This window comes from Nostoc sp. UIC 10630 (assembly GCF_010747425.1).
Classification (GTDB): domain Bacteria; phylum Cyanobacteriota; class Cyanobacteriia; order Cyanobacteriales; family Nostocaceae; genus Nostoc.
Genome location: NZ_JAAGOG010000040.1, coordinates 1 through 25,525, shown reverse-complemented (window position 1 = coordinate 25,525; position 25,525 = coordinate 1). Strand labels below are relative to the sequence as shown.

The 25,525-nt window shown below is 42.1% G+C and carries 26 protein-coding genes; 15 read left to right on the top strand and 11 right to left on the bottom strand.

Going from position 1 to position 25,525, the window contains the following annotated elements:
- Positions 1–8: 8 nt before the first annotated feature.
- A complete protein-coding gene (locus G1O98_RS12555) occupies positions 9–518 on the top strand; it encodes a hypothetical protein (RefSeq protein WP_163929123.1) in 510 nt (169 codons plus the stop codon).
- A gap of 171 nt (positions 519–689) precedes the next feature.
- On the top strand, positions 690–1,505 hold the full coding sequence (locus tag G1O98_RS12550; protein WP_163929122.1) for a class I SAM-dependent methyltransferase: 816 nt from the start codon (positions 690–692) through the stop codon (positions 1,503–1,505).
- A gap of 40 nt (positions 1,506–1,545) precedes the next feature.
- Here G1O98_RS12550 and G1O98_RS12545 read toward each other — a convergent pair whose 3' ends face one another.
- Together G1O98_RS12545 and G1O98_RS12540 are read right to left on the bottom strand one after the other, a co-directional pair.
- Positions 1,546–1,851, bottom strand: a complete 306-nt coding sequence (locus G1O98_RS12545) for a type II toxin-antitoxin system RelE/ParE family toxin (RefSeq protein ID WP_163929121.1) — start codon at positions 1,849–1,851, stop codon at positions 1,546–1,548.
- Complete coding sequence (locus G1O98_RS12540; RefSeq protein ID WP_163929120.1) at positions 1,851–2,117, bottom strand: type II toxin-antitoxin system ParD family antitoxin; 267 nt, start codon at positions 2,115–2,117, stop codon at positions 1,851–1,853. The genes G1O98_RS12545 and G1O98_RS12540 overlap by 1 nt, the downstream gene beginning before the upstream one ends.
- Positions 2,118–2,655: 538 nt before the next feature.
- On the opposite strand from G1O98_RS12540, the gene G1O98_RS12535 reads away from it, so the two are divergent.
- Positions 2,656–2,898: a hypothetical protein gene (locus tag G1O98_RS12535; RefSeq protein WP_163929119.1), complete on the top strand. Its 243-nt coding sequence runs from the start codon at positions 2,656–2,658 to the stop codon at positions 2,896–2,898.
- Here the strand turns inward: G1O98_RS12535 and G1O98_RS12530 are convergent.
- The 3 genes from G1O98_RS12530 to G1O98_RS12520 all read right to left on the bottom strand — a co-directional run bounded on the left by G1O98_RS12530 (position 2,838) and on the right by G1O98_RS12520 (position 7,593).
- A complete protein-coding gene (locus G1O98_RS12530; protein ID WP_163929118.1) occupies positions 2,838–6,389 on the bottom strand; it encodes a PriCT-2 domain-containing protein in 3,552 nt (1,183 codons plus the stop codon). The two genes, G1O98_RS12535 and G1O98_RS12530, sit on opposite strands and share 61 nt — an antisense overlap.
- Positions 6,390–6,660: 271 nt before the next feature.
- Positions 6,661–7,386, bottom strand: a complete 726-nt coding sequence (locus tag G1O98_RS12525; RefSeq protein WP_163929117.1) for a hypothetical protein — start codon at positions 7,384–7,386, stop codon at positions 6,661–6,663.
- A gap of 39 nt (positions 7,387–7,425) precedes the next feature.
- Positions 7,426–7,593: a hypothetical protein gene (locus G1O98_RS12520; protein WP_163929116.1), complete on the bottom strand. Its 168-nt coding sequence runs from the start codon at positions 7,591–7,593 to the stop codon at positions 7,426–7,428.
- 316 nt (positions 7,594–7,909) lie between these two features.
- Here G1O98_RS12520 and G1O98_RS12515 point away from each other — a divergent pair, with 316 nt between their 5' ends.
- The 8 genes from G1O98_RS12515 to G1O98_RS12480 all read left to right on the top strand — a co-directional run bounded on the left by G1O98_RS12515 (position 7,910) and on the right by G1O98_RS12480 (position 13,244).
- Positions 7,910–8,479: a hypothetical protein gene (locus tag G1O98_RS12515; RefSeq protein ID WP_163929115.1), complete on the top strand. Its 570-nt coding sequence runs from the start codon at positions 7,910–7,912 to the stop codon at positions 8,477–8,479.
- On the top strand, positions 8,469–8,741 hold the full coding sequence (locus G1O98_RS12510) for a hypothetical protein (protein WP_243458421.1): 273 nt from the start codon (positions 8,469–8,471) through the stop codon (positions 8,739–8,741). Before G1O98_RS12515 ends, G1O98_RS12510 begins: the two co-directional genes overlap by 11 nt.
- A gap of 328 nt (positions 8,742–9,069) precedes the next feature.
- A complete protein-coding gene (locus G1O98_RS12505) occupies positions 9,070–9,579 on the top strand; it encodes a hypothetical protein (RefSeq protein WP_163929114.1) in 510 nt (169 codons plus the stop codon).
- Between the two features lie 12 nt (positions 9,580–9,591).
- Positions 9,592–10,260 (top strand): hypothetical protein, encoded by a 669-nt coding sequence (locus G1O98_RS12500; RefSeq protein WP_163929113.1) that lies wholly within the window; start codon positions 9,592–9,594, stop codon positions 10,258–10,260.
- A gap of 46 nt (positions 10,261–10,306) precedes the next feature.
- On the top strand, positions 10,307–10,582 hold the full coding sequence (locus tag G1O98_RS12495) for a hypothetical protein (protein WP_163929112.1): 276 nt from the start codon (positions 10,307–10,309) through the stop codon (positions 10,580–10,582).
- Entirely contained in the window at positions 10,521–11,162 is a 642-nt protein-coding gene (locus G1O98_RS12490; protein ID WP_163929111.1) for a hypothetical protein, read from the top strand. Before G1O98_RS12495 ends, G1O98_RS12490 begins: the two co-directional genes overlap by 62 nt.
- A 64-nt stretch (positions 11,163–11,226) precedes the next feature.
- On the top strand, positions 11,227–11,796 hold the full coding sequence (locus G1O98_RS12485) for a hypothetical protein (RefSeq protein ID WP_163929110.1): 570 nt from the start codon (positions 11,227–11,229) through the stop codon (positions 11,794–11,796).
- A complete protein-coding gene (locus G1O98_RS12480) occupies positions 11,793–13,244 on the top strand; it encodes a hypothetical protein (protein ID WP_163929109.1) in 1,452 nt (483 codons plus the stop codon). Before G1O98_RS12485 ends, G1O98_RS12480 begins: the two co-directional genes overlap by 4 nt.
- 311 nt (positions 13,245–13,555) lie before the next feature.
- On the opposite strand, the gene G1O98_RS12475 is transcribed toward G1O98_RS12480, so the two are convergent.
- The 5 genes from G1O98_RS12475 to G1O98_RS12455 form a co-directional block, all read right to left on the bottom strand.
- A complete protein-coding gene (locus G1O98_RS12475) occupies positions 13,556–14,473 on the bottom strand; it encodes a hypothetical protein (protein ID WP_163929108.1) in 918 nt (305 codons plus the stop codon).
- Between the two features lie 2 nt (positions 14,474–14,475).
- Positions 14,476–17,472 (bottom strand): hypothetical protein, encoded by a 2,997-nt coding sequence (locus G1O98_RS12470; protein WP_163929107.1) that lies wholly within the window; start codon positions 17,470–17,472, stop codon positions 14,476–14,478.
- Between the two features lie 11 nt (positions 17,473–17,483).
- Entirely contained in the window at positions 17,484–17,690 is a 207-nt protein-coding gene (locus G1O98_RS12465) for a hypothetical protein (protein WP_163929106.1), read from the bottom strand.
- A 707-nt stretch (positions 17,691–18,397) separates the two neighbouring features.
- The gene (locus G1O98_RS12460) at positions 18,398–18,724 is read right to left on the bottom strand and encodes an XRE family transcriptional regulator (protein ID WP_163929105.1); all 327 of its coding nucleotides are present in this window, start codon (positions 18,722–18,724) and stop codon (positions 18,398–18,400) included.
- The gene (locus G1O98_RS12455) at positions 18,721–19,095 is read right to left on the bottom strand and encodes a type II toxin-antitoxin system RelE/ParE family toxin (protein WP_100897504.1); all 375 of its coding nucleotides are present in this window, start codon (positions 19,093–19,095) and stop codon (positions 18,721–18,723) included. The genes G1O98_RS12460 and G1O98_RS12455 overlap by 4 nt, the downstream gene beginning before the upstream one ends.
- Positions 19,096–19,486: 391 nt before the next feature.
- Here G1O98_RS12455 and G1O98_RS12450 point away from each other — a divergent pair, with 391 nt between their 5' ends.
- Positions 19,487–19,738, top strand: a complete 252-nt coding sequence (locus G1O98_RS12450; protein WP_163929104.1) for a hypothetical protein — start codon at positions 19,487–19,489, stop codon at positions 19,736–19,738.
- A gap of 350 nt (positions 19,739–20,088) precedes the next feature.
- Complete coding sequence (locus tag G1O98_RS12445; protein ID WP_163929103.1) at positions 20,089–21,621, top strand: CHAT domain-containing protein; 1,533 nt, start codon at positions 20,089–20,091, stop codon at positions 21,619–21,621.
- On the opposite strand, the gene G1O98_RS12440 is transcribed toward G1O98_RS12445, so the two are convergent.
- Complete coding sequence (locus G1O98_RS12440; RefSeq protein WP_163929102.1) at positions 21,550–22,641, bottom strand: helix-turn-helix transcriptional regulator; 1,092 nt, start codon at positions 22,639–22,641, stop codon at positions 21,550–21,552. The genes G1O98_RS12445 and G1O98_RS12440 overlap by 72 nt on opposite strands.
- A gap of 188 nt (positions 22,642–22,829) precedes the next feature.
- Here G1O98_RS12440 and G1O98_RS12435 point away from each other — a divergent pair, with 188 nt between their 5' ends.
- The gene (locus G1O98_RS12435) at positions 22,830–23,099 is read left to right on the top strand and encodes a SpvB/TcaC N-terminal domain-containing protein (protein WP_163929101.1); all 270 of its coding nucleotides are present in this window, start codon (positions 22,830–22,832) and stop codon (positions 23,097–23,099) included.
- 108 nt (positions 23,100–23,207) lie between these two features.
- The coding region (locus tag G1O98_RS12430) for an FAD-binding protein (RefSeq protein ID WP_163929100.1) at positions 23,208–25,525 on the top strand (2,318 nt) is incomplete at its 3' end.

Genomic DNA, 25,525 nt, shown 5'->3' with positions numbered 1-25,525 from the left:
AAAATCCTATGAATATAGAATTATTAATTGGAACATGGCTGTTAACTGGAAGCATTTCTCTAAACGCCCAAATTAAATTTATCGGTGATGAACCAGATCCGAATGGTGTCGAAAATTGGTTGAATGGTAACAGCAATAATTTAATTGCTCAGGTAGAAGCAACCGAAGGACTTACTCTAACTATCTCGTCAGATGGTAAATTCTTTGAAGAAAGAACAGGCGAACCAAAAGTTTATTGGTATGACAGAGAAGGAGTATTGGAGTCTGAAGTTATACCGTTTAACGGTCATCTAAGTTTCTATGACTCTAAAGCCTTCTTATTGCTTGATGAGCCGATATCGTGGGCTGTACCTAGCGATGAAGTTAATAAAAAAAAGCTCAGATACGATGATGGTGACACGAAAATAGCTGATAGCATTGAAGTTCAAGGCGAACAGCTTATACGAACCATCTCAGTAGTAACGGATGAACTTTACTTAGATAGAGTGATTATCGTATACAAAAAAGCAAATAAGTGAAGTCTGATAACAGTGCGCTCACGGTTAGCCAAAACCGCAGCCAGCAGCACAGGAGCAAGAAGAGGAACCGGGACTAACTAGGAAGCAAACAGGTTAGCTTTTGTGCCAAAAATTTACAATGATGACGAAATATAAACACTAACTATTGATGATTTGGAGTAGTTGCAATCAATGATTAACAGGGAAGAGGCAATAGCAAAGACAAAAACAATTTTTAATACTGCTTCTGATTATTTTGATGCTCCAGCTTTATCTTTCTGGAATCGGTTTGGACAACAAACCATTGAAAGGCTCTCACTAAGTTCTGGTGAACAAGTTTTAGATGTTTGTTGTGGAACTGGTGCTTCTGCGATTCCAGCAGCAGTACGTGTAGGGTCTAATGGTAAGGTTCTAGGGATAGATATTGCCGAATCCCTGCTGGAACTAGCGCGTCATAAGTCACAGCAACAAGGTCTGGAAAATATAGAGTTTCGATATGGGGATTTTGAAAATCTCGGTTTAAAGGACGAAAGCTTTGACACAGTTGTTTGTGTTTTCGGGATTTTCTTTGTTCCAGATATGGTTGCAGCAGTTCGAGAGCTTTGGCGTATGGTTCGTCCTGGGGGGAAACTAGCAATTACGTCTTGGGGAAAGAAGGTGTTTGAACCTGCTAATCAAATATTTTGGGATGCGATTAAGGCTGAACGCCCAGATTTGTATAAGAATTTTACGCCGTGGGATAGGATTGCAGATCCAGCTTCACTGCAAGCACTACTAGAAGCAGGTGGCGCGACACAGGTAGAAGTTTTCACAGAAGTAGGCACTCATGAACTGGCTTGTCCTGAAGATTGGTGGACAATGGTCTTAGGTGGGGGACTCAGAGGTACAATCGACCAACTAGATCCAATAACAAAAGAACGTATCCGAAAAGCAAATATAGAATTTTTGCGGAGTAATCAGATTAATTCACTATTCGTAGATGTCTTATACGCTATAGGACAGAAATAATTGTAGATAGCGAACTACAGATAGCAACCTAATACATTGCTCATTCGCCAGCAAGTTCTCGCGCAATATCCATATTGGCCGCCAGTACTCGCACGATTTCAACAGGGTTTTCCCCTCGATAGATCAGGAAATAGCGGGGATGCACCAACCAGAAACGAACGGGTAACGGTGTCAGGTCAGAACGATACTGCCCTATCCTGGGATTATCTGTCAGCAACTCACAAGCAGAAAGCAGTTTATCCAGCATCCGTTCGGCAGCATCTAGATTATCTCGCGCAATATAAGCGTAAATCAAAGCCAAGTCTTCTTCTGCTTGCTCAGAGAGAACATAAGGTTTTGGGTTCATCACTCGGATTTTTTCATCAACTTTTGCGCTTTGTTACGAATGCGTAAGCGTGCGCCTTCAGCAGTCAGACTTTGGCCATTGTCAAGTTGGCTTAGACCAATGGCAATCTGTTCATTGAGCCACAGTTTATATTCCTCGGAATGGTCGTTAAAGCGTTTCAACAGACGCAATCCTTCCCGAATCACTTCACTTTGAGAATGGTACAAACCAGACTCAACCTGTTTCTGCACAAACGCTTCTAGCTCAGGAGTCAGGGAAATATTCATTTATGCCTCACCTTATAACCAGAATAGCTATTATAATAACAGTTTTTGTTATTACTGGCTTTGCAGTTGTCTTTGTAACCTTGCGATGACAAACCAGTTTTCATCATCGGTTAAATTCGTAACGTTTTTATTACTACCGCTATTAAGACTATCTAATAGCAGGAATAATATTTTTTCAAACGTAGCCCAGCCCTAGAAGCATTACAATTCTCAAAGCTTTAGTTTAATTAGACTGATGACGTTCACCTATTCTCTATACCCAGATAATTGGTCAGAAATTGCCACGGACGTTAAGCAACAAGCTCAGTGGCGTTGTCAAAAGTGCGGGTTACACTGCATACCGCCTGGTGAAAAAACATCACATCTAACACGCTCAAAACGCAGGGTGTACACCCTACAGGTTCATCATTGGGACAGAAATCCAGCAAATAACCACAGAGGCAACCTTATAGCTCTTTGCAGTGGTTGTCACCTTTTATACCATAGAGGTGGGAAATCAAATGTTTCACCGGGGCAGCTATCTTTGTGGTAAATAAGTATGGATGATGATACTCAAGAACTAATCGCAATTCAGCAAGAACTTTCAGGAATCAGCTCACGCCTGAGAAAGATTTTTCCGTCAACTCATCCCCAATTTGACAGCGTGTTTGAAGATTTGGGTGCAGCTGGATATTACATCCGCGAAGCTGGTTATCGTCTGGAATCAGTTCTTATGACTGTTCAAGGTGATAGCGCAGGTTCTGCGAGTGATGCAGAGATTTCAGAAACTGAAATTGAGTAAACTTCAGTAGGCAAACAACGAAAGAAAGTCATCAGCAGTGAAGCCCTAACTTGAGGGCTACAGAAGTGTAAAACTCGCCGCATCGCCCTAGTACTACCAATAACTTCGGCAACTTCCGCCACCCCCTCTAACAGGTGATCTGGTGATGACTCCGATTCAGCAATCAACATCGGGAAGTATGTACGGGCTAGCCACTTTTCATCATCGTCTAAGTCAGCCAAATTTTTATTACTACCGCTATTAAGACTATCTAATAGTAGGAGTAATAATTTTTTAAAGTGCTGCCAGCCCCCCCATCTCTGGGTAAATCGGCTCACCCAAGCTTGGGAGATTTCAGCAATATTCGCGATCGCTGGTTGAGTAATTTTCTGTTTTGACTGCCAAAGTTGGGTTAGGGCATTGACTATAGCGTGACCTGTCTGCTCACTAGCTTTACCCGCTTCGGGGCAGAGTTGGAAAGCATCAACGCTTTCTAATTTAACTCCTGGTAATTCACGATCAAGGAAACCCAAATCATAGTCAGCGCAGAAGTAGAATGTTAGCTCCACATTGGAGCGACGATGAGCGCGTAATCGCCCAATCTCTTGGATGATTTCTGCACGGATCAGGTCTGTGAGATACTTTTGGAAAGCGCTATTTTTATCTTCCAGGTTGACTGGTTCACCAGTCATCACCTGATATTGTGCTGCTAAAACACCGATGTTTTGATAAGGAATGCCGAAACTTGCGATCGCATCACACTCACTAAACCTGTTAACACCACGCCCATCGACAAAGTGACCGTATTCTGTGCGGCCCTCGGTTTGGGTTGCAATTTGTTTCCAATCGATAATGCCAAGGGTGGGGCAGAGTTTTTTCAAGGTTTCTTTGAGGGCATTAACGCGGTTGCTGAGTGGAAGAGAGCGATTTTTAGGCAGTTTACCCAGCCCAGTAACGTTGACGACTTTTAAATTGCCGTAGTCTGGGCGTTGTTGCTCAATGACTAACACAGGATCATTGATGCCCAGTTTCAATTTCAACTGTTGAGATTTGAAAGTGGCATCAAGGTAAATATTAAATTGGGCAGATTTAGCCAATTCAGTATGTTTGGGGTTTCGGCGGTAAATGCTGAGTACACCCCATTGAGACTGAAAACTACCGTCACCTTTCCAAGCTTCGAGAAAGTCAGGCAACCAGTAATTAGGCAAGTCAAGAAACTCCCTGCCTGCCGTTCGTGCGCTGTCTTTAACTACCTTTTTGGCAGCATAACGAGCCGCAGAGCTTTTTTTGAGTTGTTTATCTTGGGTAATATCAATTGAGTCCAAGTCTTCTAAGAAAGTCAAATCAGGTTCTGAGGCTTGGCGAATGGCTTCGATATCTAAGCCTGTGGGGAAAGGGGGCAGCAGCGCTCGGATGCTGGCATCATCAAACCCGTAGCGGTCAGTGGGCTTAAGTTGTTGAGTTAACAGTTGGTGTAAAACTTTTAGTGCAGGTTGCAGCTGTGACATTATATTTGGTTCTAACAGTAGCAGCTTGCCTACAGTGGTTTCAAAATCGTTGCGGTTCACATCAAGCGAACGCACGGGCTTGATGAGTGTGCCAGCTTCTTCCCATAACCGCCCAACGGTGAAAGTTTGTTCAGCAGCATTAGTTAAGGTGACAGGGGTAGAGTCGGGGTGCGCTCTAAGTTCAGAATAATTTTGAATAACTGTGCGTTTTTGAAAGCGGAATCCAAAACCGTCACCACTGGCAAAACGGCACTGATTTTTAAGGGAACAACCGCCACAGATGGGGCTGATGCCGCTCTCTTCAAAATCTAAACTGCTAAAATTCTTGTTACGAAATGCGTTAAATAAATAAGTTCTGTGACAATTGCCGTCAGTGTCGGCAGTCTCACCCGCTTTAGTCCACAGTTTAAAGTCCTCACCTGTAGGAGTTTTGCGGGTGGGATCTAGTTTAAAGCCGTTGTGACGCACTGGTAAGTCAACAAAATTCGTCTCAATGGGCAGTGTGGATGGGTTTCTGTGGTTGGCATCCTGGTAAATTAGTTTATCAACGCCGAATAAGGTCGCTGTCAATTGCCCCGCGTTGTAAGACTTGCCCAATCCTGGATGGGAATTATCTAAGATTTGTGTCCAGCCCTTAGAAACAGCTTCCACCCAAGCGGCAATGTGTTCATCCGGCTGGCAGGAGATAGAGATATTGCCTGTAACTTCAGTTATGTACGGGATATTGCCGGGCTTGTAAATAATTACATTGGGCGAAGGCGTGTCAATTTCGGGTAAGAGCTTTGGTGTTGGTGGCGCTTTAAATCCTTTAAATATCGAACTAAATGGAGCGATCGCTTGCTTTAATAAATTTTGGAAGCTGCTCAAGTCCTCTCTAACTCGCCCAAGCTCCCACTGTTCACGGCTAATTACTCCTTGGTCGCCGAGGTTATATTCATACTGCCGTTTAGGGAACCGAAAGCCATACTGTTTGGCAATGTGAAACAGTGTACCGATTGAGATTCCCCCACGTCTAAAACTGCGAATCTTAGCGTGGATGTTCCAAGTTGAACCTTTGATGCTGGGCGACCACTGTTCGGCGATGATTTCCGCTTCAGATGCCCCATAATGGTTAACCAGTGCCATCAATACCTGACGGCATTCGTCATAGTTACCGCTTCCTGGGGTGCGCGGTGGGATGAATGAAAGCGCGTTTTGGATTAGCTGGTCAATGTCCCAGCCTTCAGTGAGGGAAATCTCACGCCACTCTTTACGCCGTGACTCAATTTCTTGAATTCGTAGCTGATACTCAATACGCTCAATTTGCGCGATCGCGATCGCTTCACTTATCCATTCTGCTGGTAAAGTGGCTTCAGGGTTGACTAGTGGGAATTCGGCCTCTGTGCTGCCGTAAAATACACGGGAAGCGTCTTTACAAGCTGGGTCATGGGGCAACTGCTGCATGAGGAAGCGTGTACAAGCTTCTACAGTATCAGCACCCTGAACATATTCGGGCAGAAGGAAAACCAAACGAAATTTATGCCATTCTGGTCTGTGACTGGCAGTAGTGTAAATTAAAGCACAGTGTTTTTTAATGAAGGGATGGGCTAGGGCTTCTTCTATGGTTAATTGGTGATCGTAAACTTTGATGTAATTCCCGTTTTCGTCTTTAATCGGCTTATCATAAGCATCACGGGCGATATTGGAATTATCAATGTCGAGTAGTAGCCACTGAGAACCGATAATATTGGCCTTACTGCGCCATTTGCCGTTTAACAGTCCGGCACAGATAGCGTGACCTGCTTTAATATGTTCCTGGACATCGGCTAGAGTGCCCTCTACATCAATGAAGTTACCGGCCAGCTTCTTAAAGTCCCAGTCTTTGTTTCTGCCAGTGGCGTTAAACGCAAACTTGATTATCCGACTCTCAATCAACTCAAGTTTTGTCTTTACAGCAGAAAAAGTTTCTGATTCAGCTGCTGACTGTGCTGATACTGAGTGATTAAAATGTTGTAATGGTGACATGAGAGCTATTCCTCCTGAAGTGTGTTGGAGGAATTGGAGCTATCCCGAAAGTAATCTTTTAGTACAAACGTTCAGAATATAAGAACAAAATTACATAAAATTCCTAAAACGCTGTTTACATCTGGTGAGCCAGTGTTACATTGGCTTTACACCGAATCATGTACGATAAAATTACTGTTAGGGATATTAATTAGGCTTCGACACCCGATAACCCCAATTCCCTTTGAAAACCCTGCTGTCCTACCGGGACGCGGGGTTTTCGTTGTTTTGCCTATGAGTACTTGGCTAAAGTCGCCTTGACAAACTCGATTACTTCCTCCTGTTGAATAATAAATGCAGTGCCTTTTCTTCTAAGAGCCAGAATTTTCATACTTCCAACTTCAGAATAAAGGTGTGAATTGTGATCAATAGCCGCCTTGGTGGGAGGCCATAAGACCAAAACTTTTGCTGAGGGCGTTTTTGTAGCTTCACGGGAAGACATTGCAAACAAGTCTCTGTTCTTGCTTAACCACTTCTCGTAATCTGCTAACTCAAGCAGTGGGCAAGGGTTCCACACTTTTAGTCCATGTTTCTCTTTCCTCTTGATCTGCAAAACCTCTCTGGCTTCGTTGTAGACAATCTCCTTATCTCCTATTGAGCGAATGGAGATAAACAGGTGAATTTTTCGCTCAAATCTCACAAACAAGTCGATAGGGTTCTTATCTTCTATCTTCAGCACTGGAAAGACTTGTATTCCCTCACTTTTAAACTCATCCAAAAGTAGGGCTGTTAATTTTTCCAACCGCGCAAGTTTTTGAGTTACCACCAATGGCTTGTAAGCCAATCCAAAAAGTAACCAGCCAAATGGATGAACTATGCCTCCTGTAGCCAGCGCAGCACCACCAGCCGCTAGAGCTTGAGTGGAAGCATAGTCTTTCGCCTCCCTAAGCATCTCTAATGCCGGTTCGTTGTGCGGCGGGAGTTGAAAATCGCTTGGTGGGTCTTTCAGGGTCAACATTATACGCGATCGCCTTTTGTTTGCTCTGAGTCGATAATTTTATTTGTTCTCTTTTTTTCGTTCTTTATATTGAGCTATCCAATCCGCAAGTGCGATGCTAGCAAGATTGGAAACTGATCGTTGTTGCTCATCGGCAATTGCTTGTAGGTCGTCTAATAATTCCTGTGATGCCATATAAATTGTTAATCGTGGTTTTTTTGTAGCCATTACGCATAGAAAGTATGCTTTATGGAGCTATTAAATACCACTTCTAAGCTATTTGCAATTGTTGTAAGAGAAGTGTTGACACTTTGCTTAACTTCACTTACTATATTAGTGTCAAGGTTATCGATACGTCAATAACTTAAGGCAGACGCAAGTAAGACCCAAGCACAAAACGCTAAGGCGATTTCCTCTTGAAGGTTGCAAGGGTTGCAAGCGCTGTTTTGAGAGCATTCAACTATTCACAGCAATATCTGCATTGCGTCCGTTCATTTTCAACGGTCGAGGTAATTGTGCGTGTCTGCATTAGGACAGAGGATTCATGCATATCAATTTACGCAACTTAGAAGCAATCAACGAACTACCCTTTGAGAGAACAATGCTTAATCAAAATCAATTACGAAGGTTAGAAGCAATAGATCGCTGGCTCAGAGAAATTCGAGATTCAAAGGAATTCAGACAACTGGAATACTCTCCAGATGTGATGCTGGGAGATGCAATTCAAGCAGTAGGCGAACTATTGGACGAACACGAATCCTATGATTACAAGCCCACGAATTTTACTGATGACCAGTGGCATTCATATCTAAAACAGAAGCCAGTAATGCACATTCGCCGTGTAATTCCAAGGCGTGAAAAGATTAACTCATTCATACTAAATGGAGCGTCATCAGTAGCAATTGTGAGCTTGGTAACTACTAGTTTTATGGTAGTTGGTTCTATCTTTTGTCACGGCTTTGACCGGATTGAAGAAAGCAGAGGTGAGGAATATCAACCCACATGGATTTACAACGCCAAAATTTTTGAAGGAAGCGCGATCGCATCTATCGCCGTCTTCCTGGGTGCAAGCTTGACGGGCGCGTGTGTCGCGGGAGACAAGAATGATGATTGATAAAGAGCTTGTAGGATGCGTCACGCTATTGAGCCAGAGCAAAACTTACTGGATTAATGGAACGCTGTACAGATATTTAACAAGCAGTGACAGTATCAACCACACACAATATTATTTCCGTCCTTTACCGCGTCAGTCTAAGAGTGCTGACTTAAAGCTCAATCGTGACAAGGTGTTAAGGCGCTGCTACGAAGTGCCGAGCTTATATAAACAGCACACAGCAGAGATAAATCACAACTCAATACAGTTGAGTTTGTTCTAACCATTGGTAACATCTATTACCGCGCGTCGCGGACAAAGGCTTTGGTACAAGCGCGTCAACTAGTCCAAAAGGGGCGTATTCGCGGGGGTAAATGAGAAAGTGTCAGTAAGTCTTAAAAGCTGACAAACCTTGTTATTACGTGGTTATAGCCTCGGAAAAGTAAGTTCTTCGTGATTTGTCAGATTTATTTTCCAAGGTTATTGATAGTCGTCAGCTAACTGCTCATATCAAATAACTGGATTCAGCTAATTACATACATCAAATACCTTGGACTTGTCTGGAATGGCAGTTAATTTTATACACACTTAAGCATTAACCAGGAGAAAAAGTGGCGACGAAAGAGTATATAGCTAAGTATCGCCAGTTGAAACAGATTTACGAGCGCGAGTTAAACAAACAGATTGCTGATATCACTTGGTATCGAGTGGTAGCAACCTTAAAGCAACACTTCAGTTTTGAAGTACAGGCAGTTGATGCTCAAAAGATAGTTGAAGGTTTCGCTGGACTAAAACGGCGCTACGGCAGTTTTACGGGTCGTGGTGAGGGGTTTAGCGAACGCTGGCAAGCATTTAGACATTTCTATGAGTTAGATGCTCACTACGACGGCAGACAGTTTTTAGAAATTCTTGCAGACTATCTCAAAATCAATCTTTCTGACGTACCGCGCAGTACTCGTTATTACTGGTTTGAGAAAGCCGGACTATCTTTTAAAGCTGAAAATACCTACCACAGCAAAGATTTAGCACTTGTTGCGTTTGTTGCTGCTAAATGGGCAATCAACAGACGACCGCAAACGATGAAATCCGCAACCATCGAAGTTTTAACACTAGCCCTCTAAGGAGCAATCATCATGTCTGACAAATTTACTAATAACGTCCGCGCTCGTTTGTACAAACAGGGTTATCAAGGATTTACTAAAGATGATTACACAACGGCTGCCCTTGCTGTCGAGTGCGATGACCTTGACAATCCCACCAAAGACCAATTGAGCCAAGCCGTTGACTATCTCAAAGTCAAATCGACAAGCCAATTATCTGTAATTGATGAACCCGTTGAAGAAACGTTTCTAGTAGGGGCAGAAGATGCACAACCTGACGCTGAACTTGATAATAGTCAGCTTACGGTCGCTTCCCAAGAGATTAACAGCATCACTGTAACTAGTGAAGATAAGCGTCAAATTGTAACAGCCCAATCATCGGCGCTGGGGTTTGAGTTAACCGAACAAGAAACATTGAGCATTGCTCTTAACGTTGACGACACTTTTACCGACTACAGCCAATTCATCAGTACTGTAACGGCTGCAATCAAGAACTACGTTGATCAGAAATTTGATGTCATTGAGCAATCATTTGAGACTAACGCCCAAGACTTGCGAGAACACGTAACCAACAGAGCTTCTAGATTGAACCAAAAGGTTAACAACTTTTCAGGAGACATCAAAGCGGATATGGGAGTCATCCGCCAAAACATTAAAAGCACCCAATTCTCAATCCTCGCAAGGTTCAAAGCAGCTCAATAGTAATGAATTGACGCTTTTAGAGTGCTTGGGGATTCGGTGGGTGAGAATGAGCTACTTCTCAAGAATTGCTGTTAGCTTATGTGCGCTCGGTGCTGTTATTTTACCCTTGTATAGCTGCTTGTATCTGCCAATGCTAGAGCAATCAAGCTATCAGCAATATCTCAAACGGAAGTCAGCTATTGAACAGTATGTAAGGCGAATGGAGTATCACTGCAACCAAATATTTACCCCATCAAAGGAGTATCGCTGTGAAAAGTTCAATGAAGCTAAAAAATCTGGTAACTTCCAAATCACGCCACCTAGAGCGCCAATTAAAAACTAAATTTAACGCATCTACTAACTTAGTAGTTAGAGCGCTAAGAGGTGATAAATCAGCCCTGAAGCTGATAGGTCAAATGGGTAATGACGGGGCAAAGATTAGTGAATTCGCCCCACAGGTTAGAGAGCAGATGTTAGCTGCTATTAAGGGGACTGAGGACTTAAACATAGTCCTTAGCGACATCTACAAACAAGCAGGTGTTAGCGGTGAAAAAATTGAAAGAGCAGTACAGTCAGCAATTTTAGCTGATACTCACCTAGCGAATATCTTAGAAGAGATGAAGCTTGATTTTGCTTCATCCAAGGAGAAAGAAGCGCTACGCCATCAACAAGCAACAGACCATCTATTGCTGAAAGCATGGGTGGATAAACACATGATGCAAGTTGACGGTGAATACAAGATGTTGCAGACAGAATTGCAGACAGATATTAGACAACAAACAATTGACCTGCAACATGATAGAGAATTGGGCAAGTATTACTTAGAAATGGGTGATAACGCTCGTGACGATTTCAAACCTAAAAAGCAATATGCAGGGCGCTCCATTGTACAAAAAATCAAGGATGCCCTAATAGGTTTCTAATAACTAAACCCGTCACTAACTTTAGCCGTTTGCTGACGGGTTCGAGAAATACTCTGATGCTGATATGACATACGACATTGATGATAGTCAAGAAGAAGTAGTAAGCGAAATCGCCCCAGATACGCCGTTACCAAAAGACTTAATAGAACACTTGGAGTCCCGTAAGCAGCACCGTAAAGATGTTATCAATACAACTGAAAAATTGACCCGATTCTTTGTTGGCTGGTCGCTAAATTCTACGGGATTCTTTATAGCTAAATATCTCTTAATAACTGGCGGTGGCGTTAATCTCTGGTTGGCAATTTCGCTCTCATTTTCTATATGCAGCGTTGGCTCTCTCGCTGGGTTAACGGGCTTGAGAGTTAATTACAACAGTGACGGACTAGAGGTAGATAATATGCAAAATCTTATAAAAACTGCTGGGGGCTTGGTGTTTGCAGGTATCACAACTTGGTTAGCAGTCAAAGACCATCAATATTTTGAGAATTTGACTAAAGAAACAGTCACGCAGATTAGCCAAGATATCCAAACCATTGAAAAACAGAACCCGCAATCAGACCCTTGGGTAAGTATTGCAGTCGCGTTGGCTTTATTCATTGGCTCTATTGCAATTATTTTTAAGGGGCGCTCATGAAACAAGGTGTTTTCGAGTTAGCGCTGGCAGGTGTGTGTGGTGTAGCCGCAATCATCGGGCTGGCAACATCGCAAACACGCCAGCCCTACGATTTGACACAAATTCAATTTTGTCCAAGGTCAGCGAATGGTATAGAGAGTCAAGCAACCCTAGATAAGCGTTTTTGCAACCAGCCGCGTTTTGTCCTCACTGAAGAATGGCAACGCTATGGATTGTATGGCAGCATCATTCCCTACAAGGGCGATGCTATTCAATGGGTGCGTGATTTGCCCACAGATAACCCTAATCAGTTGCTTGGATATGGGATTGCAGTTATTGGGCTATGGGGTGTCGTGGGTTGCTTGCTCGTGCGTTCGCAACGCCTCAAGCGCACCGATTATGAACTGGGCGAACTCGAAAAGACTGGCGACTATGCAACTTGGCAGCATAATAAGTACAAACGTGAAATTAAGCAGCATTCAACCCAGCTTTACACTGAACGCTTGAAAGATGGATTAACTGACCTAGACGTTCATTCTCGTAAAGAGTTGGGGCTAACCGATGAGGAAAATGAACGCGCTAAGGCTCGAATTCAGCTAGAGGATTTTATGAAAGCCCGTGCTGTTAATCATTCTGTGATGGATAAAACCATTGCTGAGAACTTGAGAGACAGGGCGAAAGCTGACCAGGAACGCGGCAAGATTGAGGGCAAAACCAAGGGAGCGATCGCAGACAGTGACAATCAGCAATCAGTTGATCAACAACGAGCAAACCAACTGATAGAAGCGCTCAAAGCTCATGAGGATGGCTGGCTGTGGAAGATTATCGACAATCAAAAACCCGTTTGGGTGCTAGGAGAAGCCGGAAGCGGTAAATCAACCCTAGCAGCGTCGATTGTGATGCTTAGAGAAAATCTGTTTGATATGCCCTTGTATCAGCTTATAGACGCGCACTCCGGGGAAAATCTCAGAAACGCATGGAGATACTTAAGCCCTCAGTTGATAGCGCAAACAGAAGAAGAGATTGGACTTGCTTTTGATGATGCCCGTTCACGCTGGCTAGACAGAATTAATAATCAACCATCCAAGCGACCGCAACAGTTACTAGTTGATGAATTCACTAACTATTCTGAGTCAGACATCACAAAGGAGCCTGCCAAAAAGTTTGTTAAAGCATCTCTTAGTGACCCTAGAAAAGCTGAAGAAAGATTAGTCTGTATTGCCCATTTCTTCACTAATACCGCCGTTGGTGGAAGTGATGGAACTGCCAAAGGTAGAGCCAGAGGAACTATTCAAATTGACCGCAAAACCGCCGATGGTAAGACACCTTTAAAAGTTGCAACAATTAACGGGTTAAATAATTCAGATGGGGATGCAGAAGTAGATAAAAAGGTGACAATTCCAGCTTGGTTGACTCCCGAAAGCATTCACAAGCATTTTAACGGTCAGCCAATTGATTTTGATGATTAATCGCTGAGAAACATTTCCTTAGTTTGCTGAGGGTGCGTGAGCATATCGCCTCATAGTCTGGCTTCCTGCCCTTTGAGATTCGCCCTCTGCTAGAGAAGCGGCGAATTCCCCCAATCACTGCTGCAATACCTCTAGCGCACCGGAAGAACATCGGCAGTCATACAGGAGATACAGCCCAACTTTAAGGTAAAAGGTCAACGGTTCAGTTTAGAGGAGTTGAAGCGATTGTTTAACGAACTGGTAGAAGCAAGTCAGTTATAGAAATTGGCTAGAGGTTAACTCGAAATTATAGTTGGTATTTAGTTTTAAATTTAAACTTCTGCCCGAAGCTTCTCAATCAGGTCATCCTTTGATAAAGCCGGGTTATTTTTATAAAAACATTTAGCTTTTTTAAGAAGTTCATACACTTTTTGAGAACCTGCCTCAATTCCAAAATAAATTATAATATCTTCTGGTAAAAGTGGGAAGGTAGTTAGTTGTTCTTCTAATATAGAGCTTAAAATAAGTTGTTTAGCTTGGGTTTTAAAATCAGAGTCAATTGGAAGAGTTTTTAAAAAAGAAGACCATTTGTTTTGATATTTGTTTCTAATACTTACAACATCTTTTGAAATGCCTAAGTCACCAGTGATTTCACGAATTAAGTTATCAAATTCCCAAGGAGAGAAGTAACGCTTACGGCGTACACTCCATTGATGTATAATTTCATCTCTAGATTCATCATTTTCTATAGCTTCAATACATTTTAAAAGTGCTTTTAAAAAAAATTCAGCATCTTGAATTAGGCTAATTAAGCAACTATCCCAAGTTTGCTCATCTATAGGTAGAGAAGTTTCACATTGCTCCTTAAACCATTCATTACATGTTCTTTGTACCTTATTATTATGATTATCTTCAGTAGCAATATTATGTTGAAAATAAGTACGAAGAGAACGCACTAATTCAAAGTGCTTACCTAATTTTCCATCTATATCTAAGCTATACTCGGTTACACTGAAGCGTTCAATTAAAAATTTAATATCTGATTTTTTACCTGCTTCCCAGTATAAAGTGTAGAGCCAAGAAACTACACGTTGAAAATTTAACTCTGATATAGAACTATTAGTTAGTTGGATACTTATACTTCCAAAAACGGTTTCTCCACTATTAATTTTGACAGCTAAAAAATCAATTTCTTCTTTATAATTATAAAGTTTTTTATATAATATCAGAACCTCCGTAGAAAAACTCATGTTTACTTTCTCTTATCCTGATATTTTTCGTAATATGCGATTGGATCTGCAATGGGCCCTAGAAAGTTGAAAGCTAAATGAAATTCTCCCAGAGATTCTCCTTTTCTGATATCCGGTCTTTGAAAAATATTAGGCATAAAATTTATGAGACTACGTTGTAACTCCGATACATATACTTTACCTATTTCGTTAGAATTATTATGTATCCAAGCGACTTCTCCTGTATATTTTTTGGGTTGACCCTCAGAGTTGCTGGCAATATAGCTACGAATTATACGTCTACGTCCTTTGATATCTACCAGATTTTCTAGTTCCTTAAAGATAGTCAAAGATTGTTGAACTTGATCGAGATGAAAAGTAGATAAACCCTTGAGATAGGTTAATGATGGATTTTCATAAAAATCACTTGTTTTCATTAGAGACTCTACAATTTCTAAACATTCAAGCCAATCCTCACGATTAAACGGAAGAGTTTCTCGCTCTCCACAAAAAAGTCTTTTTCCAGTCTTGCTTAACCACCAAACTTTAAGGAGTAAAAATAGTGTACGAGCATCATAATTAATTGCTTTACGATGTTCTTGTAAATATTGAACTGCATTTTTAGCTAATTTAATTTCATTTAAATCTAAAGCAGTTTCCTTAAATAATATTTCTCTGACAATTTCGTAAGCTTTTAAATAATAGCCAGCACTGGAACCTAGTTTGATTAATCTTTGGAATGCATCTTCGGAAATTTTATCATCTTTAGTAAGTTTTCCGATGGACATTCTATGACGTTGAAATCTTTCGGAATCTTTAGCAGATAAATCTCCAGCTTCTGCAAGGGTGAAGGCATGATATATATTAGCTTCTATCTCATATCGTGATTTTAAATCAAGGTCTAATGTACGTAGAATAAAATCACTCGTCCAGCCAATAACATCAATGGAATAATAGCTATCTGGCACTAGAGCAAAAGCTTCAAAGGCAGTTTTTTGTGCTTCATGCAAAAATATAATTGAACGACTAATATCATTTTGTGATTCTAATAAATATCTAGATTTTGTTCCTAATACTGATGCTAACTCGACCATTAAACGACTACGCTTGCCTTTATTTCGACTATTAATTTCTAACAAATCTATGGCTTGGCGTAGTATATTTTCTGATTTATCTAAAATTTGTTCTGCATCATGTGTTGCCAAAGGTATTTGTCTTTGAATACGATTTATTATTGTTTCTCGTAGCAGAAATGCTTCCTGGAGCATTAAACTAGTATTCTGTATGCTCTGCTCCTCTCGTAATTTTGTGAGAATTTCGGAAATTTTTTGAAAATAATTAGCGAAGTAGTTTGCATCTATCCCATTGGGACCCATACTGACAACTAATTTGATAGCAAACTCAATTTCTGCATCACTATTGAAATTGCCATTTTCTCTGATATTTAGTAAAAGCTCTTCCGCATATTCAACTTCTGCCTTTGCATCACCCAAAAGTGACTGTGTAATCTGTTGTGCTTCTAATTGGTGACGTGCCCCTATTTCAATACTACCATTTTCATCTTCATACCACTGAATTATATCTGTATTAACTTTATCAAGGAGATTTGCAAAATTACTTACTCCTTCTTTACCAATAGTTCGCATCAAAATTTCTAGAGGGACTTTGAGTCCAAAACGCCCTGGCACTATTACTAACCTAATTAGCTTGCTGAGTTGGTTAATATTTTCACCTGCTATTTCCTCTTGAGTTTCTAATGAGAAAAGATGCTCTTCAGTAATCATTCCAGCCCGAAGAAATGCATTGGCAAAAGCAGTTTTTCGTACAACAGTTTTACCTTGAGAAGCTGCACCAATTTCTTGCTCGGCAAAATTAACCTCATCAGTAAGACCCAAGCGAATCTGACTACGTGTTGACGGTAAAAGTCTATAAAGAGCAACTAAAAACCTATTGCTACCTTGTCTAATCCATTCTTTTGCACACTTGCCAAGAGATTGATCAAAACGACTAATAAAATTAGAAAATCTGGATACTTCGTCCTGTTTATCTTTTGTTGGAGAACTTTCGTTAAGAGTTGCAGGAGCTTCTACAAAGTTTTTATTACTACGATATAGTCTTGCAGTTCCGTAACAACTTCCTATCAAAACAACTTTACGACCAAGACCAGCTAATCTTTTGGAAAGTTCATAATATTGCTCTTGTTCAACCATTCCATCCCAAACAATAAGGGTTGCAGATGCTCCAGACTTCTCTGCCCATTTGCAAAAAGTATCTAAGTCAGAAGGCAGAGGCTGTCTAGAGCGTCTTTCGATATAGAGAACAGGATACTTTCCTTCTTTACGTATTGTGTATGCAAGTCCGCTAAGGGCAACACTTTTTCCTGTTCCCGTCTGTCCATAAAGTATTACAGGTTTATCTTGCAACTCATTGGAAGCCAGTTTGTTATTAACTAGCTCTTGAAGAGAGTCCTCAAAGTCACGTTTAAATGCAAATCCTCTACCATAGCCTGACCAAACAGGTCGAAAACTGGATTGAGCCAAAAAATTTCTAAATTCGCTGTAAAGTTTGTCTTGTGAAACATGCGTTGGTTGGATTAGTGCTGCTTCATCTAAAATAATTGCTGAACGAGAAACTTGGTTCCAAAGACTCAGTGGAACAGTTAAAGATTTTTCTGCTAAATTGATTTGACGACCATATTCTTCTCTTTCCGCAGGCAACCCAAGCTGAAGTAATCCAGCTTCCTGAACTTTTAATAAGTAAAATGCTAGGCTTTCAGAGTGAAGAACAAGCTTGCCTTCTTGTGTAAGTTTGGAAATTCGACGATTCTTCCTTAGCTCCTCCGTAGCACTGAAGATATGAGTTTGACCTGAATTAAGACGGTTAATAACAGGGACTAATAGTTTAGGAGAAAACCAATCTTGTTCGCCTGCATGACCTTCAATTACTAAAACTCCTAAAGGAGTTATAAGTTCAGGTAATTTGTCTGCCAGCTTACGCGCCTCAGCTTCCCGATCATCCATATCGTCTTCGCTTAGAGGCGGTCTTTTGTCCCTTTCTGTTTGGTTAACACAGCCAAACAAAAACGTGCAGTGAAGTCGAGAACGATTTCTTGGGTCAAGCGGATTAAGAGTTTCCGCATCATACAAAGGTTGAAGTTCGCGCCAATCTGAGCGAAATGCTGTTTGCCATATTGTGTCAATTGCTGAAGTATAAACACCATTCCAGGGAAAACTGGCAACAGTCTCCAACCATTCTGGACTTGAGAAGCGTTCGCAGCGCTGCTGCATCCATGCTAATGCTGAGTCAGGATTTCCTTGAGCTTCTCCCTCCAGAATTTGTCCATAATTAGGAAGGTCTTCGCCAGCCCTGCCATATTTACGAAGAACTTCAGCCAAAAAAGGGTCTCTACCTGAGTCCAGCCTCAAATAATCTTGACCTAGCAGCAAAAACGCTGGTCTGCTTTTGAGTTGGGTGTAAAGTTCCTTTGGCTGGTCGCTCATATACCTTGATTGCTAGGTCAGAAAAACTTATCGGGTGAGTATTTCTTGTTGAATACCAACAATGATCACCACTGTACTGTAAATAATATATGAAAAATTATACACGTTTTTACAAAAACTTTTTCTGTGTGGTGAAGTGACTCCGTGATCACTTTCCTACAACACAAAACACTAGGGAAAATTGTTTCTACGGCGTATTTTGCTTAGGAGGTGTACTGGGTGCAGAAGTTAATACAGACGCTTGTGTTTCGGGCGTGGCAGCAACTAATTCATCGATGAAAGCATCAAGTGCTTGTGGCAAAGGCAGTTGATTTATCGGTTGAGGAAGTCACAACAGAGGTAGTAAATTATCAAACCCACACAGAACAACGTATACGGACAGAGTAAGTATCTCGGCGGCCACCTAAATAGAGTTACCTGCAAGCTGCTTGCTTTCCATCCTGCCCTATAGCGATATCACAGTTTCAGCAGATTGGCCCGGCGCGTGACGAGGGCGAAGATGTAAGGTGATTTCCGTATCGAGTCGCTTGAGGAAAATGAGGAGTTTGCCCTCGCTGAACCGTTGAAACTCTCCTTTCATCAAACGAGATACTTCTGGCTGGGGAATGCCAAGAAGTTCGCTGATTTCCCGTTGTTTCAGGTTGCGTTGTTTCAAAAGGCGAAGTACCTGAATCCCTATCTTTCCCCTAGTAAAAAGTTCATCTGCATTAGATAAACCGAGGTCAGCGAATACATTGCCACTGCTTTCTTCAAAAACTGGTTCCTGTGTCATTGTTGTTTCTCCCTGGCTACCGCGTCCTTATAGCGTTGTTTAATCAGATCAACATCAGCCTGTGGAGTTTTAATCCCCTGCTTTGATTTCTTCTGAAAAGCGTGCAGGACATAAATTCTCTCTGCAATCTTTACCGCATAGACGGCCCTGTAAGTATCCGTATCGTAGCGTTTGACGATTTCATACACCCCACTCCCAACCCCCTTAAAAGGCTTGGCATCCATTGGTGTTTCCCCTGCTTGCACCAATTGCAGCGCATAGCCTACTGATGCACGTACCTCTTCAGGAAATGAGCGGATATTTTTGAGAGAGTCTCCCATCCAAACCAGAGGTCGTAAAGGAATTTCTATAATATCCTCATCATCTTCCATATTATATGAAATTTCCTATAAAACCAGTCAGACATTAGCATGAAATGTCCCCCGCACCACAAGAGAGGTAAATTTTATTTACATTTGATTTCCGTCTAGACATAGTGTGGACGCTGGTGGAGAGAAAATTGATATCGGTTTTGATAGCAGCGATTCAACCAGGGGTATAGAAGCAGTATAGACAGTTGAGACAGCCGCAACATGAGCCAATCCTATTGATGCGGATCATACCTGTAAGTGGTAATCGCGTTGCAAACATAAGCTAATTTTATCAGCCAACGTGAGAATGCGGGTTGTAGCGGTCGTGCTTTCGGGCTGATTGATAAGTCTGGGTTAATCGGGTGTCATCGCTCACGAAAAATTAGGCTTTCCAGCCGTTTACATTGTTTTATTGGGCGTTGTTCGTCGTCAATTGTTACATCAGAATGAATCTTTGGCTGGTCTGTATGATGGTAATCCCAAGCGCCGCACAAACAGACCAACAGCAGAAAGATTGCTGAACGTTTTCAGCGGCATAACCATGTATTTTCATCGAGACGGCAGTTACGAAATGACTCCACTCGGTGAGCTTCAACAACAAATCTTAACCCTAATGGGAATACCGCAGTCGCTTTACTCTTTCCCTCACCTTGTACCGGGATAAGTGCTTACAAGAATCCTATCTAATTTAAGCTGCATCAGCTTTACAGCACATTAATTCCTCGGATAGTTTTTTAAATGGGCGAACCTACCCTTCAGAGTAACTGCTGTTAAAATTCCTGAATTAACCCCAGAAGAACAAAGCGATAAGCCTGACAGCATGGCTACGCCTACCGCTTGCTTTTGGAACGCAAAGGCGGGTAAGGCATTGGCAGAATTACGCGATCGCCGACTCTATCCGATATTGAGGTAGAAAAACTGTGGAAGAAGGTTTGGCAATGGGCTTGTCGTGAAGACAATGAACCACTATTTTACTTGTAAAATTAAATACAACCACTGCTCTCTTCCGCTCCCATGAACAATAATATCCCTGTCAAAACTATATTGATTTTGGCAGCCAACCCTACAAGTACTGCAAGGCTGAGGTTGGATGAAGAGGTGCGTGAGATTGAAGAAGGATTGCGGCGAGCTAATAAGCGGGAGCAGTTTAAGCTAGAGCAGAAATGGGCAGTTCGTCCTCGTGACTTCTACCGCGCCATTTTGGATTATCAACCCCACATTGTTCACTTTTGCGGTCATGGTGCTGGAGTGGATGGCATTGTTCTAGAAGATGAAGTGGGACAGGCAGCACTGGTATCAGCAGATGCTTTAGCTGGGATGTTTGAGGTATTTGCTCAAAATGGTGTTGAGTGTGCGGTGCTGAATGCTTGTTTTTCCAAAGTGCAGGCTGAGGTAATTAGCCAGCATATTAATTATGTGATTGGTATGAGCCAAGCAATTGGGGATAGAGCAGCTATTAATTTTGCGGTGGCTTTTTATGATGCGATCGCAGCTGGGCAAGATGTAGAGTTAGCTTTTAAACTGGGTTGTTCTCAACTCATTGGATTAGGGGAAAATTTAACTCCAGAGTTGAAAAAAAGAGCAGTGATTGTTCCCACTCAATTCAATTTTATTCCTCCCAATCCATACCAAGGTTTGTTTGCATTTGGAGAAAAGGATGCTGAATTCTTTTTTGGCAGAGAAAAGTTTGTTGAGAGTTTAGTAGAGATAGTTCATCAGCAACCATTAATTATGGTGATTGGTTCTAGCGGTAGTGGTAAATCCTCTGCGGTGTTTGCTGGATTAATTCCCCATCTACGGATAGAAGATACTTGGCTGATTGAATCATTTCGTCCTAGTGACAAACCATTTTATCAACTGGCTTCTGCTTTAGTGCGTCAGCTAGACTCAGAAATCAGCGAAACTAAAAAATTGATAGAAGCAGCTGAACTTGCAGACAAAATTCAAGAAGGTAAAATAACCTTACTGCAAGTCTTATCTCCTATTCTCCAAAAGCATCCAAACAAAGATTTTATATTAGTTATAGACCAGTTTGAAGAACTCTATACACTTTGTCAGGGCAAAGAAATACAAAAGCGATTTGTTGATACATTTCTCGAAGCAGTTAACCAAAAAAAAATAACGTTAGTTTTGACATTACGAGCAGATTTTTGCGATTATATTCTCTCATATCTAACTTTTGGCAATGCATTGCAACAGTATCCTCCACAATTTATAGTAGCCATGAGTCGGGAGGAATTAATTGCTGCAATTGAGAAGCCTGCTGAAAAATTAAAAGTGCAATTACAAGTACATCTTACAGAGCGAATCTTGGATGATGTTGGTCATGAACCTGGTAATTTACCATTGCGGAAGGCAACAGTTGCAAATTTGCCAGAAGCGACAAAGCTGGTTAAGACTTATAGTAAACGATTACAAATTATTACCAAGCTTCTGAAAGTACTGTTAAGTTTCGTAGAATACTTGACATCATTTCTATCGACAATTAAGTATTCCCAATTTCTGCAAAGCGGTTACAACAGCCGCAGAACGTGTTTTAACATTTAATTTCTGATAAGTATGCTCCAAATGCTTTCTGATAGTCACGGTGCTAACACCTAAAATTTTGGCGATCTCTGAATTCTCTTTACCCATTGCAACCCAAAATAGTACCTCAGCTTCTCGTTTACTTAGCCCTAAGTATTCTAAAGATTCAATAGTTAGGGATGGAGATTTTTGCTCTTCTAAAATCAGAATATGCTGGTTGTTTATTGGGTCAGCAATAAACCGTACAACAAGCTGCTTACCATCTTGTTCTATCTTCATTGGTAAGTGAGGTTCTGGCACTGAACTGTTGCTGTTATGCACCGATCGCTGATATTTCACCCACTGTTGCAAATGTTCTGGTAAAGATTGTCCTGAATAGTTGCAGAAAAAATACTGCTGAAGGTAGTTTTCAGCTTTTTGCGTCATTAACTGAACATCTCCGTTATCAGAGATTACTATAGTTCCAGCAGCATTGAGAGAATTATGTAACTGCTGATTTTCTTGCTGTATTTGAGTTAGTATGTGCCCAGTTTTTTGAGCCTGCATTAAGTGAGGTAGCAGCAGATTGAGAATCAGGCGATCGCGTTCTGTAAAGCTTCTTTGACTACTAAAAAGCGTCACCCCATCAACTGTCATCGAGTTTACACGAGGAATAACCAGTGTCATTTGGTCTTCCATATTCATCGGTCGGAGAAACTTTTGATATAGTCCTTCTCTACGATGAAGCTGCTTTTCAGTCAAAAAATCTGATATTTTGTAGGCGCGACAGTCACGAGTTTTTAAGTAATTAACTTGATGTGGATGTTCATAAAAATATTGGTTCATAACTTCCGCAGATACAGGAACAGCAGGAAACAATACTCCACCTACAAATTGATGTTGCATAAAGTCGATTGTGCAGTAGCCAGAGATGTCTGCTTGAATCAGATTAGAAATAGCAGTGGAAATGTACGATGAGAAATTTTGTAACCTATCGGTGCTGTAAAGTCCTTGCACAAAGTTAAGAATTTTTGAGAAATCTTGCTGGCTTAAAATTTCCATTGGGGTCACTCTGGGGGCGAGAAAAACCGAAAATGCTAGCTATTAAAGCAATTTTCACTTTCAAGAACTCTGATTCCAGATTTGTACTCTGTTTCTTAACAATTAATTTCGTCAAATGACTAATAGGCATTTTCTGACACTCAAGGTACCCTCTAATCATTAGTAGAACTAACAGGTTACTTCTAACCATGCTTGCCAGCACCCCCAGTAACAATAACAAGCAGTCCCAGTCCACAGAGGAAGATGAAAGTTACTACTCTCCCCTACCTGTAGTATCCTTGCCAAAAGGGGGTGGAGCAATTCAAAGCATCGGTGAGAAATTTGCAGCTAATCCAATGACGGGTACGGATTTTATGTCTATTCCTATTGCTACCAGTCCAGGGCGATCTGACTTTGCTCCGCAGCTATCACTTTCCCAAGACTCTGGGTCAGGCAACGAACCTTTCGGTTTCGCTTGAATCTTTTGTTACCGCCGATTACCTGCAAGATTGACAAAAGCTTGCCCGTTACTGGGATAGCGAAGAATCGGATGTTTTCATTTATCCTAATGTGAGGCTGGAGGACTTATGCCTTGTCCAAGCTCTAGTTATACCGGTGGTCAACAAACGAATCAACATTGGCAGAACTATATTCAGTCAGTTGATATTACTGTCAACAGGTATTGGACACCGAACAGTCTTCCAGAGTTGGTTTATATTGTGCAGCGCGCTGGGGCCGAAGGACGTCATGTTCGTGCCGTCGGAGCAGGGTACTCGTTCGAGGATATTGCTGGGACATCAGATTGGATGGTAGACCTTCGTAATCTCAATGGGTTTATCTCACGTTTGGTTAATGATACTCCCGGCTCAGGAGCACTAACTGAGCAGTGGCGTATGTACCAGTTTAGTGATAGTTCCCGAAAACTTGTTCACGTTGAAGCTGGTACTCGTCTTTTCGACCTGTGCCAGTATCTGACAGAAAGAAACCTTGCTTTGCCAACGATGGGCGGTGCATTAGGGCAGCACATTGCTGGTGCTTTCTCCACCTCAACTCATGGCAGCGATGTTAATTTGCCACCGCTATGCGATCTTGTTCAGGCAGTACATCTCGTAACTGAAAATGGACAGGAGATTTGGATTGAAGCTGCATCGCAATCTCTTACTAACAATGATGCTTTGCTGCGAGAGGCTTTGCAGGCCTGCCCTGATCTTCAAATTATGCGAGATAATGACCTGCTCAATTCCGTTGTAGTTAGCATGGGAAGGTTTGGAATTATCTATGCAGTTGTGCTTGAAGTCACTACTCTACTTCACATTGCAGAGTTCGCTCAGAAAATGGCATGGACTGAAATTGCTAATGCTCTTGTCCAAGGGGTAGGTCGAGGTTCATCGGAGGTATTTGGAGCACTCCATGAATTGCTACGTGATCCACCATCAGACCTGCAAATATTGGGCACTGCATTGGATTACCGTTATTTAGAGTTAGTATTCAGTAGTAGGAATGCCTCTGAATGCTGGGTTCGCCGACGTTGGGTTACTCAAAACACAGCTGATTATAATGTTGAACCCTCTAGCGATTTTTTGTGCCATCGGGGAGTCGGCAATGGTGTGCTGATTGCTGCAGGAGCAGCATTGTATGGTTATGCTGGGTTAGTAGCTGCCGTTCCTGTTGTTGGAGCATTTAAATCAATCGAAATTATTGCCCGTGCTAATGAGCTTACGGCAAGAGCATCTGATTCTCACCTAACGGGTGGTGCAGCCCTTGCTGCTGCACTCAATGCGATGTGGGCATCAGAGTTTGCCGGAATCGGAATGTCAGACCTAATCAATGAGGTAGTTCATAAGGCAGTTGCAGACACAATGAATATCCCTGAAACCGTTGGACGACGCGGATTGAACTGGGTCATCTCAGCAGGGATTGAAGATCCAGTGACTATTGGGAGTTGCTATAGAGGCAACTCGATCGAGATTATCTTCGGACTCGATACTCGAGCCTACATTGACTTTATCAATGCTGTGCTTGCCCATGCTAGCGACTATAGACAAGCTGGATATATTGCAGTTCGTTTTACCCACAGAAGCCGAGCGCTACTGTCCATGCACAATGTGGATCATGAAATTGCGTGCTCCATTGAAATCACATCCATTCGGGGGCTTTCAGGCAACGATGATTGGATGCGTTGGATTGAACAGACTGCTATTAGCATGGGGGGGCGACCGCACTGGGGACAGCAGAATAAACTTGACCGCAACCAAGTTGAGCACCTTTACCCTGCAAACCAACTCCTACGCTGGCGGACACAACTTCAGCGTATTGTGGGATTTAGTGTAACATTCTCGAACAACTACACTACTCAACGCGGCTTAGAACCAATACGTCACTCTTTTGCACAAGCTGCTCCAGTGACAGCGCTAGCACGCTTCCCAGACGGCAAGGGATTAGACCTCTGGGTCACTGGCAACGATGGCAATGTTTACACCGCTTACTATCACGATGATTTAGGCTCATGGAAGGGCTGGTATCAGATTGCAGGCAACGTACCAAGTGGGTTGCCTGCGGGTGCTCCAGTGACAGCGCTAGCACGCTTCCCAGACGGCAAGGGATTAGACCTCTGGGTCACTGGCAACGATGGCAATGTTTACACCGCTTACTATCACGATGATTTAGGCTCATGGAAGGGCTGGTATCAGATTGCAGGCAACGTACCAAGTGGGTTGCCTGCGGGTGCTCCAGTGACAGCGCTAGCACGCTTCCCAGACGGCAAGGGATTAGACCTCTGGGTCACTGGCAACGATGGCAATGTTTACACCGCTTACTATCACGATGATTTAGGCTCATGGAAGGGCTGGTATCAGATTGCAGGCAACGTACCAAGTGGGTTGCCTGCGGGTGCTCCAGTGACAGC